This is a genomic window from Streptomyces sp. NPDC057694 (assembly GCF_042799415.1).
Taxonomy (GTDB): Bacteria; Actinomycetota; Actinomycetes; order Streptomycetales; family Streptomycetaceae; genus Streptomyces.
Genome location: NZ_JBHVIX010000019.1, coordinates 112613 through 127925, shown reverse-complemented (window position 1 = coordinate 127925; position 15313 = coordinate 112613). Strand labels below are relative to the sequence as shown.

The window sequence follows — 15313 nt, the reverse complement described above, 5'->3', positions numbered from 1 at the left end:
TTATCCCTTCACGGCGCCGGCGGTGAGACCCGCGGCCATCTTGCGCTGGACGAAGAGGAACAGAACGACGATCGGCACGGCCATCATCGTGGCTCCGGCCATCATCGGGGCGTACTCCGTACCGTGCTTCGTGGTGAAGTTGCCGAGCCAGACCGTGGCCGTCTGGTGCTTCTGGCTCATCAGCATCAGGGCGTACAGGTACTCGTTCCAGGCCTGGATGAAGGCGTAGACCGAGGTGGCGACCATGCCGGGGGCGAGCAGCGGGAAGACCACGCGGACGAAGGCGCTGGTGCGGGTGCACCCGTCGACCTGGGCGGCCTCCTCCAGTTCCTTGGGGATGTTCACGATGAACCCGCGCAGCGTCCACACCGTGAACGGCAGGATGAAGGTCAGGTACGTGATGACCAGGCCGGAGAGCTTGTCGTACTGGTCGAGGTCGTTCAGCAGCAGGAAGACCGGGATGATCATGGCGACGAGCGGCACCATCTGCACCGCGAGGATGCCGACGATCACGACCTTGCGGCCGCGGAACGCGAACCGGGAGATGGCGAGCGCCGCCAGCATGCCGACGATGATGCCGATGACGACCACGACGAGCGAGACGATGAGGCTGCGGCCGACCGGGCCCCAGAAGTCCGAGATCTCGAGGGCGCGCTTGAAGTTGTCCAGCGTGAACCCGGTCGGGAACAGGCTCGGGTCCGGGTCGATGGCGTCCTTGGCGGGCTTGAACGCCGTGTTGACCATCCAGTAGACCGGGAACCCGGCGATGAGGAAGACCAGCACGCCGATGACGTTCCAGCCGAGCTTGGACTTGCGGCGGCCGCTGTCGGCGGTGATCGTCACCGGGGCCGTCGTCCCGGGCTTGCCCGGCTTGCCCGGGTTCCCCGGCTTCACAGGGGCGGTGGTGGTGCTCACTCGACCTCTCCGATCTTGAGCATCTGGCGCATGTAGACGGCGACGACACCGAGCAGCAGGATCACCGTGATCAGGGCGATCGCGGAGCCCTGCGCGTAGTCGTTGACCTGGAACGCCCGGTCGTAGGAGTAGGTGGTGAGCAGTTGGAACTCGTCCTCGGGGTGCCCGCCCCGCATCACGAAGACCTGCGGGAAGACGCCCATGTCCCAGATGACCGACAGCGTCGTGAGCATCACGATGATCGGCTTGAGGATCGGCAGGGTGACGAAGCGGAAGACGCCCCAGGCGCCGGCCCCGTCGAGGCGCGCGGCCTCCTCCATCTCCTTGGGCACCTGGGTCAGGCCCGCGCTGAGCGTGATGACCACGAAGGGCACGGCGCCCCAGACGACCAGGAGCATGATGACGGCGAGGCCCTGCGGGCCGCTGGCGAACCAGTTGTGGCCGACCATGTCGACGCCCGGCAGCTTGCTCAGCACGGCGTTGAAGATGCCGTAGTCGGTGTCGAACAGCCACTTGAAGACGGTGGTGGCGACGATGATGGGCATGCCCCAGCTCGCCACGAGCGCGATGTTGATGAGGGTCTTCACCCAGCCGGAGACGCGCTGCTGGAGCAGCGCGATCAGCATGCCGACGACCATCGTGAAGATGACGGACCCGCCGGCGAAGATGATCGTGCGGACGACGACCTGCCAGAACTGGCTGTCGCCGAGGATCGCGGAGAAGTTGTCGAAGCCGACCGACTCGGGATCCTGGAAGCCCCACAGCTGGGACTGGCCGAACTTCTGGAAGGAGAGCGTGACCAGCCTGACCAGCGGGTAGCCGAGGACCAGGACGAGGATCAGCAGACAGGGGGCGAGCAGCGCCCAGGGGGTGGCCGCCCCGCCCGTGCGCTTTCTGCGTGGCCCCTGCGGGGCCCCGCTCGCTCCGCCCGGCGGCGGTGATTGCCGCGGCGGCGGCATCTTGGCAGTGGTCGTGTCTGCGGCACTCATCCGCGCGCTCCTCAGCGGTCCCTCAGGTCGTGCAATAGGTCGAGCTAAGCCGTGGGGTACGCGCCCGGCGCGCGGGGCGTACCGATAAGGACGAGCCGCGGGGCCCCGTCGCTGTGAGGCAGCCGACGGGGCCCCGCGTCAGGTCACTTGGTGTTGATGACCTTGTCGATCTTGGCGTCCGCGTCCTTCGCGGCCTGCGCGACCGACTTCTTGCCGGTGCCGATCTCCTGCAGCATCGTCTGCAGGACCTGGGCCTTCTCGACGGCACCCCAGCCCGGGGCCATCGGGACGAACCAGTTGGACTCGGCCGCGGTGGCCGGGACCTCGGTCTTCGGATCGGCCTTCATGGTGGCCAGGTCCTTCTTGTTGTTGGGCAGGTTGCCCTTGGCCATCAGGCCGGCCTGGCCCTTGGCGCCGGTGAAGGCGTTGATCCACTCGCCGGCCACGGCCTGCGCGTCGGACTTCACCGGGACGGCGAGGTCCGAGCCGCCGAGGAAGACGGGCATCGCCTTGCCGGACGGACCCGGCATCACGAAGTTCTCGAGGTTGTCCTTGAGCTTGCCGGTCTTGTCGTTCTTCGGGTCGGCGGAGGTCGCGCCCTCCCAGGCCGCACCGAAGATCAGGTCCGACTTGCCCTGCCCGTACACGATGTAACGGTCGGACTCGTCCTTGGTCTTGTCACCGTGCATGTACTTGTCGATGACGTTCTTGAACTCCGTGAGGCCCTTCTGGGACTCGGCCGAGGAGAGGTTGGCGACCCACTTGCCGCCCTCTTCCTTGGCGATGGAGCCGCCGGCGTCGTAGACGAAGGACATGGCCGCGTACCAGTCACGGGTCGGCTGGTACCAGGCGTTGAACTTGTCGCCCTGCTTCTTCTGGATCTTGTCCAGGTCGGCGGTGAGCTCGTCGTACGACTTCGGCGCGGCCTTGATGCCCGAGGCCTTGGCGATGTCCGTGCGCCAGGTGGCGACACGGCCACCGGCGTAGTAGGGGACACCGTAGGTCTTGCCGTCGTACGTGACCGAGGCCTTGAGGCCGTCCAGCCACTGCGCGGAGTTCTCGAACTTCGCGGGGTCGACCGGGGCGAGCGCACCCTTGACCATGTAGCTGAGCATCTCGGTGTTGCCCATCTCGACCACGTCCGGCACCTTGTCGGTGGCGAGGACGGCGTCGAGCTTGGCGGGCTTGTCCGGCCAGCCGTAGTACTCGTGGTTGATCTTGATGCCGGGGTGCTTCTTCTTGATCGCCGCGTCGGCGGCCTTGACCAGGTCCGGCCAGTTGTTCTGAGCGTCGACCGTCAGCCAGACGGTCAGCTCCTTGGCGTCCGCCCCCGCGTTGTCGGACTTCTTGTCACTGTCGCCACACGCCGCGACCGAGACCATGATGCCCGCGATACCGATCGCCGCTATCAGCTTGCGCTTCACGCCACACTCCTCAGAGATGCCAGCAACCCCCCACCCACAGCGACGCATACGACGAGTAGTGCTCGTGGGACTGGGACCTGGTCGTTAATGGTGTAGACCAGTAAGCGGAGCTTGGCCCAGACCAATAGGCGTGTCAAGGGTGGCTGAGAAAGGTCCGTGCGTCCGTTATCGGAACGACACCCGCCCGTCATGGCAGGGGGGTTGAGCCCGCGGCGCACCACTTGCCCGGTAACGCTCCCACCAATCGGCCATGTGGACTAGACCAGACGGTCACCGGACGGTATAAGGAGGGATCACGGAGCGTGCGGGGCCTGAAGAGGGGTCCCGGCCAGCGAGCCGTGCCACGATGAGAACCGTGGGGCCGTGGCCGATGCACATGGACGTCGGTCGCATCGGCACAGGAGCCGGGAAGGCGGAGCAGCGGAGCATGAGCACCGACGTCAGCAGTGCGGAGAACGAGAGCGGGGCGCCCGTCCGTACCGCGCGCGTGCCCAAGTACTACCGCCTGAAGAAGCATCTGCTCGACATGACGGAGACCCTGCCGCCGGGCACCCCGGTGCCGCCGGAGCGCACGCTGGCCGCCGAGTTCGACACCTCCCGCACCACGGTCCGCCAGGCTCTCCAGGAGCTGGTCGTCGAGGGCCGTCTGGAGCGCATCCAGGGCAAGGGCACCTTCGTCGCCAAGCCCAAGGTCTCCCAGGCGCTCCAACTCACCTCGTACACCGAGGACATGAGGGCCCAGGGGCTGGAGCCGACCTCTCAGCTGCTCGACATCGGCTATGTCACCGCCGACGACACCCTCGCGGGCCTGCTCGACATCACGGCCGGCGGTCGTGTGCTGCGCATCGAGCGGCTCCGCCTGGCCAGCGGCGAGCCCATGGCCATCGAGACCACGCATCTGTCGGCCAAGCGCTTCCCCGCGCTGCGCCGCAGCCTCGTCAAGTACACGTCCCTCTATACGGCGTTGGCCGAGGTCTACGACGTCCATCTCGCCGAGGCCGAGGAGACCATCGAGACCTCGCTGGCCACGCCGCGCGAGGCGGGCCTGCTCGGCACGGACGTCGGCCTGCCGATGCTGATGCTCTCCCGTCACTCGATCGACGGCTCGGGCCAGCCGGTGGAGTGGGTGCGTTCCGTGTACCGCGGCGACCGCTACAAGTTCGTGGCGCGCCTCAAGCGGCCGATGGACTGATCGAACCCCAACTCCCTTACCCGGTGGCCGTGTTCGCGCCGTAGCGCGCGTACACCTTTCTGCCCTACGGTCCTCCCGTCGCCGCATGGACGGGAGGGGACCACCCCGTGCGTACCGCATCTCCTCGCACCATCGCCCTCTGGACACTCGTCGCCCTCGTGGGCGCCGCCGGCTGGAGCGTGCTCGCGCTCGCGCGCGGAGAGGAGGTGTCCGCCGCGTGGATGGTGGCCGCCGCTCTCGGCACGTACGCCATCGCCTACCGCTTCTACGCGAAGTTCATCGCGCACAAGGTGCTGAAGGTCGACGCGACGCGGGCCACCCCCGCCGAGCGCCTGAACGACGGCATGGACTTCCATCCGACCGACCGGCGGGTGCTCCTCGGTCACCACTTCGCCGCGATCGCCGGGGCCGGACCGCTCGTCGGCCCGGTGCTCGCCGCACAGACGGGCTATCTGCCGGGCACCATCTGGATCATCGTGGGCGTCGTCCTCGCGGGCGCCGTCCAGGACATGGTGGTGCTGTTCTTCTCGACCCGGCGCGACGGGCGCTCGCTCGGACAGATGGCCCGCGAGGAGATCGGCCCGTTCGGCGGGGCCGCCGCACTGATCGCCGCCTTCGCCATCATGATCATCCTGCTCGGGGTGCTCGCGCTCGTCGTCGTGAACGCGCTGGCGGCCTCCCCGTGGGGGACGTTCTCCCTCGCGATGACCATCCCCATCGCGCTGTTCATGGGCTTCTACCTGCGCGTCGTGCGGCCCGGCCGGGTCAGCGAGGTCTCGCTCATCGGTGTCGCGCTGCTGCTCCTCGCACTGGTCGCGGGGCGCTGGGTCGCCGAGTCGTCCTGGGCCGGCGCCTTCACCCTGAAGCCCTCCACCCTCGTCGTCTGGCTGGTCGCCTACGGGTTCGTGGCCTCGGTGCTGCCGGTGTGGATGCTGCTCGCGCCGCGCGACTACCTCTCCACCTTCATGAAGCTCGGCACCATCGCGCTGCTGGCCGTCGGCGTGGTCGTCGCGCTGCCGACGCTGAAGATGGACCCGGTCACCGACTTCGCCTCGCGCGGCGACGGGCCGGTGTTCGCCGGCTCGCTGTTCCCGTTCGTCTTCATCACCATCGCGTGCGGCGCCCTGTCGGGGTTCCACGCGCTCATCTCGTCGGGCACGACGCCGAAGATGATCCAGAAGGAGACGCAGGTCCGGATGATCGGCTACGGCTCCATGCTCATGGAGTCGTCGGTCGCGATCATGGCGCTGATCGCCGCCTCGATCATCGACCCGGGCCTGTACTTCGCCATGAACGCGCCCGCGGGCGTCATCGGCGACAGCGTGCAGTCCGCGTCGCAGGCCGTGGCGCACTTCGGGTACTCGATCTCGCCGGGCGACCTCGCCCAGGCCGCCAAGAACGTCGAGGAGTCGACGCTCCTGTCCCGCACCGGCGGCGCGCCCACCCTCGCCATCGGCGTCTCGGAGATCTTCTCGAAGGTGACCGGGGACGGCCTGCGCGCCTTCTGGTACCACTTCGCCATCATGTTCGAGGCGCTGTTCATCCTGACCGCGCTCGACGCCGGCACGCGCGTGGGCCGCTTCATGCTCCAGGACATGCTCGGCAACGTCGTCAAACCGTTCAAGAACGTGAGCTGGAAGCCGGGGCTGCTCCTGTGCAGCGCCGCCGTCGTCGGCCTGTGGGGCTACTTCCTCTGGGTCGGCGTGCACGAGCCGCTCGGCGGGATCAACCAGCTCTTCCCGATCTTCGGCATCGCCAACCAGCTGCTCGCGGCCGTGGCGCTGGCGGTCTGCACGACGCTGCTGGTGAAGTCCGGACGGCTCAAGTGGGCGTGGATCACCGGCGTTCCGCTCGCCTGGGACGCCACGGTGACGCTCACCGCGAGCTGGCAGAAGGTGTTCTCGTCGGACCCGAAGGTCGGCTTCTTCCAGCAGCGCGCGAACTACCGGGACGCGATCGACGCCGGGAAGGTGCTGCCGCCCGCCAAGAGCATGGACGACATGCACACCGTCGTCACCAACTCCACGGTGGACGGCGTCCTGACGGCCGCGCTCGCGCTGCTCATCGTCGTGGTGATCGTGGACGCCGCCCGGATCTGCGTGAAGCACGTACGCGATCCGCGCTCGTCGAAGCTCAGCGAGGCCCCGTATCTGGAGTCCACCCTGGTGGCACCGGCCGGCCTCTTCCCCAGCCGGAAGGAGAAGGAGGAACGTCGTGACGCTGGTGTCGGCAGTGCTGCGGGTCGGTAGACAGGTGCGCTGGTACGTCAGGGAGCTGACGGACGAGGCGGCGTACGACCGCTATGTGGCGCACCTGCGGGCCGCGCATCCGGAGATCTGCGCGCCCTCGCGCCGGGAGTTCGAACGGATGCGGACGGACCGCCAGGAATCGGATCCGCGGCAGGGGTTCCGCTGTTGCTGACGCCGCGTCATGTCACGTCCGTTATGCGGACGGGGGTTCCGTAGAGCAAGACTCTCGCCTAGATTTCCCGCACGTTAAGCATGAGATAAGTGGAACCAGCGAGGGGACGGAGCCGCGTCATGTCCGATGCGCCTGAAGTGAACGGACCGGTGGTCACACTGGTCCGCGTCGTCATTGCACTGTGTCTGATCGCACCGTTCGTGGCGATGCTCTGGGTCAGTTCCTACGCCAAGGTCGACCCGACGTTCATCGGGATCCCGTTCTTCTACTGGTACCAGATGCTCTGGGTGCTGATCTCGACCGCGCTCACGATGACCGCGTACAAGCTGTGGCAGCGCGACCAGCGCGGCCGTAAGTCCGACCGGTCCGCGGGGAGCAAGGCGTGAACAACGGGGTCAACGGTGTCGCGCTCACCGTCTTCATCATCTTCTTCCTGGCCGTCACGGTCATGGGCTTCCTCGCCGCGCGCTGGCGCAGGCCGGCGAACGAGTCGCTGGACGAATGGGGCCTGGGCGGCCGCTCGTTCGGCACCTGGATCACCTGGTTCCTGCTCGGCGGCGACCTGTACACGGCGTACACCTTCGTCGCCGTCCCCGCGGCGATCTACGCGGCCGGCGCCGCCGGCTTCTTCGCCGTCCCGTACACGATCCTCGTGTACCCGCTGATCTTCACGTTCCTGCCGCGCCTGTGGTCGGTCTCGCACAAGCACGGGTACGTGACGACGTCCGACTTCGTGCGCGGGCGCTTCGGCTCGAAGGGCCTCTCGCTCGCGGTCGCGGTCACCGGCATCCTCGCCACGATGCCGTACATCGCGCTCCAACTGGTCGGCATCCAGGCCGTCCTCGACGTCATGGGCGTCGGCGGCGGCGAGGGCACCAACTGGTTCGTCAAGGACCTGCCGCTGCTGATCGCGTTCGGCGTGCTCGCCGCGTACACGTACTCGTCGGGGCTGCGGGCCCCCGCGCTGATCGCGTTCGTCAAGGACACGCTGATCTACATCGTCATCGCCGTCGCCATCATCTACATCCCGATCAAGCTGGGCGGCTTCGAGCACATCTTCGCGTCGGCCTCCGACAAGTTCGACGCCGCGAACAAGGCGGCCGGCAAGCCGGTCGCCGGACTCGCGCCCGGATCGTCGGGGACCTGGACGTACGCGACGCTCGCGCTCGGCTCGGCCCTCGCGCTGTTCATGTACCCGCACTCGATCACGGCGACCCTGTCGTCCAAGAGCCGCAACGTGATCCGCCGCAACACCACGATCCTGCCGCTGTACTCGCTCATGCTGGGCCTGCTCGCGCTGCTCGGGTTCATGGCGATCGCGGCCGGAGTCAAGGTGCAGAACGGGCAGTTGGCGATTCCGCAGCTGTTCGAGGACATGTTCCCCGACTGGTTCGCGGGCGTCGCGTTCGCCGCGATCGGCATCGGCGCGCTGGTCCCGGCGGCCATCATGTCGATCGCCGCGGCGAACCTGTTCACGCGCAACATCTACAAGGACTTCCTCAAGCCGGACGCCACGCCCGAGCAGGAGACCAAGGTCTCCAAGCTGGTCTCGCTGCTGGTGAAGGTCGGCGCCCTCGCCTTCGTCCTCACCATGGACAAGACGGTCGCCATCAACTTCCAGCTCCTGGGCGGCATCTGGATCCTGCAGACCTTCCCGGCGCTCGTCGGCGGTCTGTTCACCCGCTGGTTCCACCGGTGGGCGCTGCTCGCCGGCTGGGCCGTCGGCATGGTCTACGGCACGGTCGCCGCGTGGAACGTCGAGTCGGCGACGCAGAAGCACTTCGGCGGGTCCTCGGCCAAGATCCCGGCCATCGGGCAGATCGGGTACATCGGCATGACGGCGATCGTGCTGAACGTGATCGTGACCGTGGTGCTCACCTTCATCCTGCGGGCCGCGAAGGCGCCGGACGGGGTCGACGAGACGTCGCCGGGCGACTACACCGCCGATGCCGGGGACAAGGGCGTCAAGGTGGAGCTGCCCACCGTGGGGGCCTCCGGGCACTGACGGTTCGTCGTCGGGTGCGGGTGGGCTGTGGCTGGTCGCGCACACGCGGCGGTAGCCGCAGATCAGACACAGCCCCGCGCCCCTGGCGGGGTTACCGTGGGCCCGAATCATGATCCGTACCGCCCCCGGAGGAAAACTGTGCCCGCCCCCATCGTTCTCGACAGTGATCCCGGTATCGATGATGCCGTCGCGCTCCAGTACCTGCTCGGCACCGGGCTGTGGGACCTGAAGGCGTACACGACCGTCGGCGGCAATGTCCCCGCCGGACAGACCTTCCGCAACGGCCGCGCCCTCGCCCGCGCCTTCGGCATCGACGGGGACGTGTCCGTGCACCGCGGCGCGGGCCGCCCGCTGACCCGACTGCCGTACTCGGCGGCCGGTGAGTTCCACGGCGCCTCGGGGCTCGGCGCCGAGACGCTGCCCGACTCGACGGCGCCCGAGGCGACCGAGTCCTCGACGCAGGCGCTGCTGCGGCTCTCGCGGGAGTACGAGGGTGAACTCACCGTCTGCGCCACGGGACCGCTCACCAATGTGGCCCTCGCGCTCACCGAGGACCCGGACTTCGCCCGCCGTGTGAAGAAGCTCGTCTTCATGGGCGGCGCCGCCGACGTGCCCGGGAACATCACCCCGGTCGCCGAGTTCAACGCCTGGGCCGACCCGGACGCCGTGGACCTCGTCGTCTCCTCCGGCATCACCTACACGATGGTCGGGCTCGACGCGACGCACGGCTGGCGGTTCACCACCGACGACCTGGAGACCCTGCGCGCGGCCGGTGAGGGCATGGCGCTCACCGCCCGGCTGATGGACTTCTACCTCGGCGCGTACCGCGAGAGCGGCGGTTCCCCGCTGCACGACCCGCTGGCCGTGGGCGTGTGCGCCGACGAGTCGTTCGTGACCGCCGCCGAAGGCACGGTCGTGGTGGAGTGCGGGTCCGAACTGACCCGCGGCAAGACGGTGTTCATCCCCTACGACGCCGACTACCCGCGCGCCTACTACCAGGAGTCCCCGCTGGTCGCGGAGCGCACCGCCCGGCGCGGCCGGGTCGCCCTCGGCACCGGCCCGCGCAACTTCACCGAGGATTTCGTCAACACCCTCCTCAAGCAGCCGAGCGTGGCGTGAGCGCTCCCCCGGCTGTCACCGTCCGGGCCGTGCGCCCCGAGGACCACGCCCGGCTCGGCGAGATCGGTGCCGCCGCCTATCTGGACAGCGGGCTCCTCGCGTTCGGCGAGAGCGACTGGTACGCGGGCGAACTGCGCGATGTCGCGCGGCGCGCCCGGGAGGCGACCGTGCTCGTCGCCGTCGGCCCCGACGGGGCCGTGCTCGGCGGTGTCACGTACGTCCCCGCGCACGACCATCCCTACGCCGAGGTGGCCCGGGAGGGCGAGGCCGAGTTCCGGATGCTGGCCGTGGCCGCCGAGGCGCGCGGGCAGGGCGCGGGGGCGGCCCTCGTACGGGCCATGATCGACCGCGCGCGGGCCGACGGACGCACGGCCCTCGTGCTGTCCACCCAGCCCGTCGCGACCGCCTCGCACCGGCTCTACGAGCGGCTCGGGTTCCGCCGGGCGCCCGGCCGGGACTGGGCGCCGGTGCCCGAAGTGACGCTCCTGGGCTACGAGTTGAGGCTCAGCGGCTGATCCCGTACAGATCGCCGCGCACGTCCCTGGCGAGCTGCGCGGCCCAGCGGACGGTCGCGTCGCGGTCCGGGTCCTCGCCGCTCTCCACCCGGACCAGGACGCCGCCGACGCGGACGTGCGCCCGGTACGAGGTTCTGGTGTCGCCCTCGTAGACGATCTCCTGGACCTCCAGGTTCGCCTCGTCGCCGAGCCCCTTCAAGGGCTCGACGCGGTAGCGCTCGGTCGCGGTGCCGGCCTCCATGTCGGAGCCGAACTCCGGGCAGTGGCGCAGGATGTCCTGCTCGACGCGGTGCAGGTCACGAGCGGCGGCCGTGGTCAGCGACACGAGGTGCTGGGACACCATGATGTGGCCCTGGGGCGGCCGCGTCCTGCGGTTCGTCCACAGGGAGTGGGAGTACGCCTCCGTGCCGCGGTAGGCGGCCGGGCCGAGCCACGCCGGATCCTCCTCCGACTCCAGGCAGTACGACCACCAGCCGCGCCGCTGCTCGTGCGTGTTCTTGAACACCCCGGCCTGGTGCTGATCCTTGCTGTCCAGGCCCCGGCCGAAGGCCGAGTCGGGCAGCAGGGTGGCATCCAGCTGCGCGCCGGTGAAGGTCCGCTGCGACGGCGCCACGGAGTCGACGCCCGGGGCGGTCGGCGCGCCGGTGGGCGGCACGATCCCCGGCGGCGACGCGGCCGGGCTCGCGGAGGCCGACGTGGGCGTCCCGGGCGCCGACGACCTCGGCGCCGCCTTGTCCGCCTCCCCCGTCCCGTTCACCCCTTGGGTGCCACAGCCCGCCAAGAGTCCCACCAGCACCATGGCCGTCACTCGCCCCGCACGCATGGAACCACTCTCCCCAAGATCGTCCACACTCGACTGGCCGTCACCCTAGCCGACACAACATGTGGGGCTGCCGCGAACACCCGACACAACATGTATGCTCGCTCTCGCTGTCAGCGCAGGGGAATCCGGTGCAAATCCGGAACTGTCCCGCAACGGTGAACGTAAGCCTCAAAAGCGTGTACGTGAGTCCGAAGACCTGCAGACGGCACACCCGAGCCACTCGGCCCGGGTGTCGAAGACGTCCGGGCCTCGTGGAATGGGCCGGTGACGCGGGCCCTGCCGTGCGCGGGCCCGGGCCACTGTTCCCCCGCGGGCCCCGAGCCGAGCGAGGGAGAGCCCCACCGTGACCATCGCGCCCGCTGATCCTGCCTCAGCCGTGGCCGAGGCGGATGCCCCCGGTACCGCGCTGCTGCGCACCCTGACCGAGCTGACCGCCGATCTGCCCGCCGCGGATCCCGGCCGGGTCGCGGCCGCCGCGCTGCGGGGCCGCAGCGCGCGGGCCGACGAGGCCGAGCTGCGCGAACTCGCCACCGAGGGCGCGGCCGGGCTGATCTCCGAGGACCCCGTCTACTCCCGGCTCGCCGCGCGGCTGCTCACGCTCTCCATCGCCGCCGAGGCCGCCTCGCAGGGCGTCACGTCGTTCACCGGGTCGATCGCCGTCGGCCACCGCGAGGGCCTGATCGCGGACCGCACCGCCGAGTTCGTGCGCGTCCACGCCGCGCGGCTCGACGCACTGGTGGACCGGACGGCCGACGACCGCTTCGGCTACTTCGGCCTGCGCACCGTCTTCAGCCGCTATCTGCTGCGCCACCCGATCACCCGCAAGGTGATCGAGACGCCCCAGCACTTCATGCTGCGCGTCGCGGCCGGTCTCGCCGAGGACGACTCGGCGCGGGCGCTCGACGAGGTCGCGGCGCTGTACGGCCTGATGAGCCGGCTCGACTACCTGCCCTCCTCCCCCACCCTGTTCAACTCCGGCACCCGGCACCCGCAGATGTCGAGCTGCTACCTGCTCGACTCGCCGCTGGACGAGCTGGACTCGATCTACGACCGCTACCACCAGGTGGCCCGCCTCTCCAAGCACGCCGGTGGCATCGGGCTCTCGTACTCCCGCATCCGCAGCCGGGGTTCGCTGATCCGCGGCACGAACGGGCACTCCAACGGCATCGTCCCGTTCCTGAAGACGCTCGACGCCTCCGTCGCCGCGGTGAACCAGGGCGGGCGCCGCAAGGGCGCGGCGGCCGTCTACCTGGAGACGTGGCACTCCGACATCGAGGAGTTCCTGGAGCTGCGCGACAACACCGGTGAGGACGCGCGCCGTACGCACAATCTGAACCTGGCGCACTGGATCCCCGACGAGTTCATGCGCCGCGTGGACGCCGACCGGCCGTGGTCGCTGTTCTCCCCCGCCGACGTGCCCGAGCTGGTCGACCTGTGGGGCGACGAGTTCGACGCCGCGTACCGCAAGGCCGAGGCCGAGGGGAAGGCGCGCAAGACCATCCCCGCCCGCGACCTGTACGGCCGCATGATGCGCACCCTCGCGCAGACCGGCAACGGCTGGATGACGTTCAAGGACGCCGCCAACCGCACCGCCAACCAGACCGCGGAGCCCGGCCACACGGTCCACTCCTCGAACCTGTGCACCGAGATCCTGGAGGTCACGGACGACGGGGAGACGGCCGTCTGCAACCTCGGGTCGGTGAACCTCGGTTCGTTCGTCGTCGAGGGCGACATCGACTGGGAGCGCCTGGACGAGACCGTCCGCACCGCCGTCACGTTCCTCGACCGTGTCGTCGACATCAACTTCTACCCGACCGAGCAGGCGGGCCGCTCCAACGCCCGCTGGCGCCCGGTGGGCCTGGGCGCGATGGGGCTCCAGGACGTCTTCTTCAAGCTGCGCCTGCCGTTCGACTCCCCCGAGGCGAAGGCGCTGTCCACGCGGCTCCAGGAGCGGATCATGCTCGCCGCGTACGAGGCGTCGGCGGATCTCGCCGAGCGCAGCGGCCCGCTGCCCGCCTGGGAGAAGACCCGCACCGCGCGCGGTGTGCTGCACCCCGACCACTACGACGTCGAGTTCACCTGGCCGGAGCGCTGGGCCGCGCTGCGGGAACGTATCGCCGCGACCGGCATGCGCAACTCGCTGCTGCTCGCGATCGCGCCGACGGCCACGATCGCCTCGATCGCGGGTGTCTACGAGTGCATCGAGCCGCAGGTCTCCAACCTGTTCAAGCGCGAGACGCTGTCGGGTGAGTTCCTCCAGGTCAACTCGTACCTGGTGGACGAGCTGAAGGCGCTCGGCGTGTGGGACGCGCAGACCCGTGAGGCGCTGCGCGAGTCCAACGGCTCGGTGCAGGGCTTCACCTGGGTGCCGGACGAGGTGCGGGCGCTGTACCGCACGGCGTGGGAGATCCCGCAGCGCGGGCTCATCGACATGGCGGCGGCCCGTACCGCCTTCCTCGACCAGGCCCAGTCGCTGAACCTGTTCCTGGAGACGCCGACCATCGGCAAGCTCTCCTCGATGTACGCCTACGCCTGGAAGTCGGGCCTGAAGACGACGTACTACCTGCGCTCGCGCCCCGCGACGCGCATCGCCCGCGCGGCGGCCCGCGCCACCGTCCCCGTACAGGTGGCCGATCCCGACGCGGTCGCCTGCTCCCTGGAAAACCCCGAGTCCTGCGAGGCCTGCCAGTAATGACCACCCCTGCCGACAAGACCGGGAAGAACCTGCTCGACCCGGGCTTCGAACTGACCCTGCGCCCCATGCGCTACCCGGACTTCTACGAGCGCTACCGCGACGCGATCAAGAACACCTGGACCGTCGAGGAGGTCGACCTCCACTCGGACGTCGCCGACCTCGCGAAGCTCAGCCCCGGCGAGCAGCACATGATCGGCCGCCTCGTCGCGTTCTTCGCGACGGGTGACTCGATCGTCGCGAACAACCTCGTACTGACGCTGTACAAGCACATCAACTCCCCCGAGGCGCGGCTGTACCTGAGCCGTCAGCTGTTCGAGGAGGCCGTGCACGTCCAGTTCTACTTGACGCTGCTCGACACCTACCTCCCCGACCCGGAGGACCGGACGGCGGCGTTCGCGGCGGTGGAGAACATCCCGTCCATCCGCGAGAAGGCCGAGTTCTGCTTCAAGTGGATGGACTCGGTCGAGAAGCTCGACCGCCTGGAGACGAAGGCGGACCGCCGCCGCTTCCTGCTCAACCTGATCTGCTTCGCCGCGTGCATCGAGGGCCTGTTCTTCTACGGCGCCTTCGCCTACGTCTACTGGTTCCGGTCGCGAGGTCTGCTGCACGGCCTCGCCACCGGCACCAACTGGGTGTTCCGCGACGAGACGATGCACATGAGCTTCGCCTTCGACGTGGTCGACACGGTCCGCAAGGAGGAGCCCGAGCTCTTCGACGACGCCCTGGAGCAGCAGGTCACCGACATGCTGCGGGAGGCGGTCGAGGCGGAGCTGCAGTTCGGGCGCGACCTGTGCGGTGAGGGCCTGCCGGGCATGAACACCGACTCGATGCGCCAGTACCTGGAGTGCGTCGCCGACCAGCGCCTCCAGCGGCTCGGCTTCGCCCCGGTCTACGGCTCGGAGAACCCGTTCTCCTTCATGGAGCTCCAGGGTGTCCAGGAGCTGACCAACTTCTTCGAGCGCCGGCCCTCCGCGTACCAGGTCGCGGTAGAGGGCTCGGTCGGCTTCGACGAGGAGTTCTGAGAGGTGCGGCCGGCTCAGGCCACGGTCGCGTAGCGGGAGCGCCGCTCGTCGGCCTCACGGGCCTCGCGGGCCGCACGGATCTCGCGGTCGATCCGCCGGTCGCGGGCGATCCCGTACAGCGAGGGACCGGCGAGGAGCAGGAAGACGAAGAGGACGGTCAGGTAGTTCATCGCTGTGTTCATGCCTCTACTCT

Annotated in this window: 14 protein-coding genes and 1 riboswitch; of the genes, 9 read left to right on the top strand and 5 right to left on the bottom strand. The window is 69.1% G+C overall.

What is annotated here, in order from left to right; genetic code table 11:
• The 3 genes from ACFVDP_RS31870 to ACFVDP_RS31860 all read right to left on the bottom strand — a co-directional run bounded on the left by ACFVDP_RS31870 (position 1) and on the right by ACFVDP_RS31860 (position 3328).
• Complete coding sequence (locus ACFVDP_RS31870) at positions 1–843, bottom strand: carbohydrate ABC transporter permease (RefSeq protein WP_383497452.1); 843 nt, start codon at positions 841–843, stop codon at positions 1–3.
• Between the two features lie 68 nt (positions 844–911).
• Positions 912–1904 carry a carbohydrate ABC transporter permease gene (locus ACFVDP_RS31865; protein ID WP_383497370.1) on the bottom strand — a complete coding sequence of 331 codons (993 nt, stop codon included), beginning with the start codon at positions 1902–1904 and terminating at the stop codon, positions 912–914.
• A gap of 143 nt (positions 1905–2047) precedes the next feature.
• Positions 2048–3328 carry an extracellular solute-binding protein gene (locus ACFVDP_RS31860; protein ID WP_383497369.1) on the bottom strand — a complete coding sequence of 427 codons (1281 nt, stop codon included), beginning with the start codon at positions 3326–3328 and terminating at the stop codon, positions 2048–2050.
• A gap of 427 nt (positions 3329–3755) precedes the next feature.
• On the opposite strand from ACFVDP_RS31860, the gene ACFVDP_RS31855 reads away from it, so the two are divergent.
• The 7 genes from ACFVDP_RS31855 (at position 3756) to ACFVDP_RS31825 (ending at position 10580) form a co-directional block, all read left to right on the top strand.
• The gene (locus tag ACFVDP_RS31855; RefSeq protein WP_018535186.1) at positions 3756–4520 is read left to right on the top strand and encodes a GntR family transcriptional regulator; all 765 of its coding nucleotides are present in this window, start codon (positions 3756–3758) and stop codon (positions 4518–4520) included.
• Positions 4521–4627: 107 nt separating this feature from the next.
• Positions 4628–6769 (top strand): carbon starvation CstA family protein, encoded by a 2142-nt coding sequence (locus ACFVDP_RS31850; RefSeq protein WP_383497366.1) that lies wholly within the window; start codon positions 4628–4630, stop codon positions 6767–6769.
• On the top strand, positions 6741–6941 hold the full coding sequence (locus tag ACFVDP_RS31845; protein WP_202456023.1) for a YbdD/YjiX family protein: 201 nt from the start codon (positions 6741–6743) through the stop codon (positions 6939–6941). Before ACFVDP_RS31850 ends, ACFVDP_RS31845 begins: the two co-directional genes overlap by 29 nt.
• A gap of 119 nt (positions 6942–7060) precedes the next feature.
• Positions 7061–7327 (top strand): DUF3311 domain-containing protein, encoded by a 267-nt coding sequence (locus ACFVDP_RS31840; protein ID WP_383497364.1) that lies wholly within the window; start codon positions 7061–7063, stop codon positions 7325–7327.
• A complete protein-coding gene (mctP, locus tag ACFVDP_RS31835) occupies positions 7324–8946 on the top strand; it encodes a monocarboxylate uptake permease MctP (protein WP_383497362.1) in 1623 nt (540 codons plus the stop codon). The genes ACFVDP_RS31840 and mctP overlap by 4 nt, the downstream gene beginning before the upstream one ends.
• A 138-nt stretch (positions 8947–9084) precedes the next feature.
• A complete protein-coding gene (locus ACFVDP_RS31830; RefSeq protein WP_383497360.1) occupies positions 9085–10065 on the top strand; it encodes a nucleoside hydrolase in 981 nt (326 codons plus the stop codon).
• Positions 10062–10580, top strand: coding sequence for a GNAT family N-acetyltransferase (locus tag ACFVDP_RS31825; RefSeq protein ID WP_383497358.1), 519 nt, complete (start codon positions 10062–10064; stop codon positions 10578–10580). The genes ACFVDP_RS31830 and ACFVDP_RS31825 overlap by 4 nt, the downstream gene beginning before the upstream one ends.
• Here the strand turns inward: ACFVDP_RS31825 and ACFVDP_RS31820 are convergent.
• Positions 10570–11403: a hypothetical protein gene (locus ACFVDP_RS31820; protein ID WP_383497356.1), complete on the bottom strand. Its 834-nt coding sequence runs from the start codon at positions 11401–11403 to the stop codon at positions 10570–10572. The two genes, ACFVDP_RS31825 and ACFVDP_RS31820, sit on opposite strands and share 11 nt — an antisense overlap.
• 77 nt (positions 11404–11480) lie before the next feature.
• Positions 11481–11622, top strand: a riboswitch (cobalamin riboswitch).
• Between the two features lie 124 nt (positions 11623–11746).
• Between ACFVDP_RS31820 and ACFVDP_RS31815 the strand changes: the two genes are divergently transcribed.
• On the top strand, positions 11747–14095 hold the full coding sequence (locus tag ACFVDP_RS31815; protein ID WP_383497353.1) for a ribonucleoside-diphosphate reductase subunit alpha: 2349 nt from the start codon (positions 11747–11749) through the stop codon (positions 14093–14095).
• Complete coding sequence (locus ACFVDP_RS31810; RefSeq protein ID WP_383497351.1) at positions 14095–15120, top strand: ribonucleotide-diphosphate reductase subunit beta; 1026 nt, start codon at positions 14095–14097, stop codon at positions 15118–15120. Before ACFVDP_RS31815 ends, ACFVDP_RS31810 begins: the two co-directional genes overlap by 1 nt.
• A gap of 14 nt (positions 15121–15134) precedes the next feature.
• Here ACFVDP_RS31810 and ACFVDP_RS31805 read toward each other — a convergent pair whose 3' ends face one another.
• The gene (locus tag ACFVDP_RS31805; protein ID WP_383497349.1) at positions 15135–15302 is read right to left on the bottom strand and encodes a hypothetical protein; all 168 of its coding nucleotides are present in this window, start codon (positions 15300–15302) and stop codon (positions 15135–15137) included.
• Positions 15303–15313: the final 11 nt, after the last annotated feature.